This window comes from Synechococcales cyanobacterium T60_A2020_003, assembly GCA_015272205.1.
In the GTDB taxonomy this organism is placed as follows: Bacteria; Cyanobacteriota; Cyanobacteriia; order RECH01; family RECH01; genus JACYMB01.
This window is the reverse complement of sequence record JACYMB010000342.1, coordinates 1-2,233: the sequence shown is the minus strand read 5'-3', so window position 1 is coordinate 2,233 and position 2,233 is coordinate 1. Positions and strand designations below refer to the sequence as shown.

The 2,233-nt window shown below is 49.9% G+C and carries 3 protein-coding genes; all 3 read right to left on the bottom strand.

What is annotated here, in order from left to right; genetic code table 11:
• Positions 1–73: 73 nt before the first annotated feature.
• Positions 74–631, bottom strand: coding sequence for an NYN domain-containing protein (locus IGR76_17020; GenBank protein MBF2080164.1), 558 nt, complete (start codon positions 629–631; stop codon positions 74–76).
• A gap of 141 nt (positions 632–772) precedes the next feature.
• Positions 773–1,453, bottom strand: a complete 681-nt coding sequence (locus IGR76_17015) for an energy-coupling factor ABC transporter ATP-binding protein (protein ID MBF2080163.1) — start codon at positions 1,451–1,453, stop codon at positions 773–775.
• 38 nt (positions 1,454–1,491) lie between these two features.
• Positions 1,492–1,761 carry a hypothetical protein gene (locus IGR76_17010; protein MBF2080162.1) on the bottom strand — a complete coding sequence of 90 codons (270 nt, stop codon included), beginning with the start codon at positions 1,759–1,761 and terminating at the stop codon, positions 1,492–1,494.
• Between the last annotated feature and the right edge of the window lie 472 nt (positions 1,762–2,233).

The window sequence follows — 2,233 nt, the reverse complement described above, 5'->3', positions numbered from 1 at the left end:
GAAATTTACCATGCCTCTCCTGCCCGCAACCCCTCTTTCATGCAACAACGCCGATGAGTTCTAGCAAGTAGGCCTATTGCTTTGGTTTTAAGCCCATTCGTAGGGCGGCTAGGCGTTGTTGTGCCACCGGATCAAGGCGATTTGATAACCGATTGGCGGCTTGGCGGGGAACAGACTTTTTATGGCGATGGGTCTGGCGACTGGCGGCCTCCACATCGTTGAGGAGGTGATTGGCTGACATCCACTCTGCTCCATAGCCTACTACGGTTAATTGCTGTGCCCGATCAGAGGTTGCCACGATTAGGCGATGATCGTACTTTCTCAAATCATGGCGAAACTGGGCACAGGTCAGCTCAATTAACGTATCTGCCGTTTGGCGAAATTCGGTGTAGCGGATCGATAAATACCGGGTAACTGGCTCTTCACGTCCTGGATTTTCTTGATACTGCGCGTCAAAGATGAGCTGGGTTTTATATCCCCGAAAGGAGCTGTAGCTTGCTAAACACTCCACTAGCGCATTTCGAGCCGCTTCTAGGCCGTCGCCGTCACGAATCTCTTTCAGATGTGGCCATGCTCCAACAATGTTGTAGCCATCCACTAAAAGTAGGGCATTGTGATGTGCTCGTGGCATGACGGCTCTAGCTCATTGCGATGAGCTGGGTAGAAACTTTAAGTTTTATTTTACAATTTTAACCCAAGCTTGGTTGGGTTCCGAATGTCTGGATTTCATGGCGTAATGCCGTACCTGACAATCCGCACTGAACAATCCGTACTAATTAGGGAGTTGAACAGCAGATTGGATGAGACGCTGTTTCAACCGCTGAGGATTCCCCTGATCAACAACCTTGCCTTGGGATAGAAGAATTGCCCCATCACAGTAATCAAGCTCATCCAAGCGATGGGTGACCCACAGGGCTGTAATGCCGTTTTCATCGACTAGGCGGCGAACTTCGCGAACTAGATCAAGCTGGCTATCCGGATCGAGCAGTGCAGTTGGTTCATCAAGGAGTAAAACAGGACAGTGACGCGCCAGTGCGCCTGCGATCGCAATTCGCTGTTTCTGCCCACCGCTAAGGGCGTAGATGGGGCGTCGCTTGAGGTGGTGCAGTTTCACCGCATGGAGGGCTTCATCCACACGGCGATGGACGTCTGCCATGGGCAAATGCTCATCCACCAAGCTAAACGCGACATCTGCCCCTACCGTTGGCATGACGAGCTGATGATCCGGATTCTGAAACACGTATCCCACGGGCGTTAGGGCTTTGATTTCACCCGACTGTGCCTGAAGAAGACCACTGATCAGCTTCAACAGCGTGGATTTACCACTGCCGTTTGTACCTAGCAGCATCCAGAACTCACCTTTGGGCACATCTAGGGTGCAATGATGCAGCACTTGCGCCTTGGGAGACCATTCAAAACATAGATCCCGAATCGCGATCGCGACGTCTGTCATGATTAAGAAAATCTAAAGATTAAAATTGCCGACTTTGCCTATTCTGCGAGGGCAAAAAATCCAGGGGGTCGCCCCGAGGATGCTGCTGTCCCAGACTTCTCAAACATTTGCACGGCGGAAACTTCAGACATCAGGATGGCAACCTTCTTTTCCGGCTGTTGCTCGCAGGCGAGTTCTAAAATTCCGCTGGTGCCGGATTTCATATCATTCAGAATTTGGTTATACAGTTCCTCGGCTCCCTCCTTGGATTTTCGTTGCACCGACAGGGTTACAGGCGCATTTTTCAAGGACACGTCAATAATATAAATCTGGCTCATGAGCGTACATCTAAGGTGGTTTCACTCCTCTAGTATCTCAAATCCGTCCACCGATTTGGTGCTGGGTGGGCGATCGCCCAAAAACGCTTGTTAGGGCTGTTAACGAGCCAGAATTGACCTATGCCTACTCCCTAGACGCCAAGACATCTGCATGTTCCGCTCCTAGCGAGGGAGGAATTCTAAAAACTCGTCCAACTTGAAGGATGATTTTTTTAGAAGCCTATCGATATAATGAGGAGACAGTAAAGAAACGTTACATCTGCTCACATTTAGTTTCGTTTTCTGCTGACGAACTCATAATCCATGGTTTCAATTCTGTCTGCTAGAACGAGTGGTGTGAGCAATGTGATTAACCGATCTGTACATACTTAATTTTTGGAGAACTGCGCTATGACCATAGCAATGGGACGCGCGCAAGCCCAGCGAGGATGGTTCGACGTTCTCGACGACTGGCTCAAGCGTG

Coding starts and splice junctions, on each gene's coding strand:
- IGR76_17020 (MBF2080164.1), bottom strand. CDS start 631: ATGCCACGAGCACATCACAATGCCCTACTTTTAGTGGATGGCTACAAC.
- IGR76_17015 (MBF2080163.1), bottom strand. CDS start 1,453: ATGACAGACGTCGCGATCGCGATTCGGGATCTATGTTTTGAATGGTCT.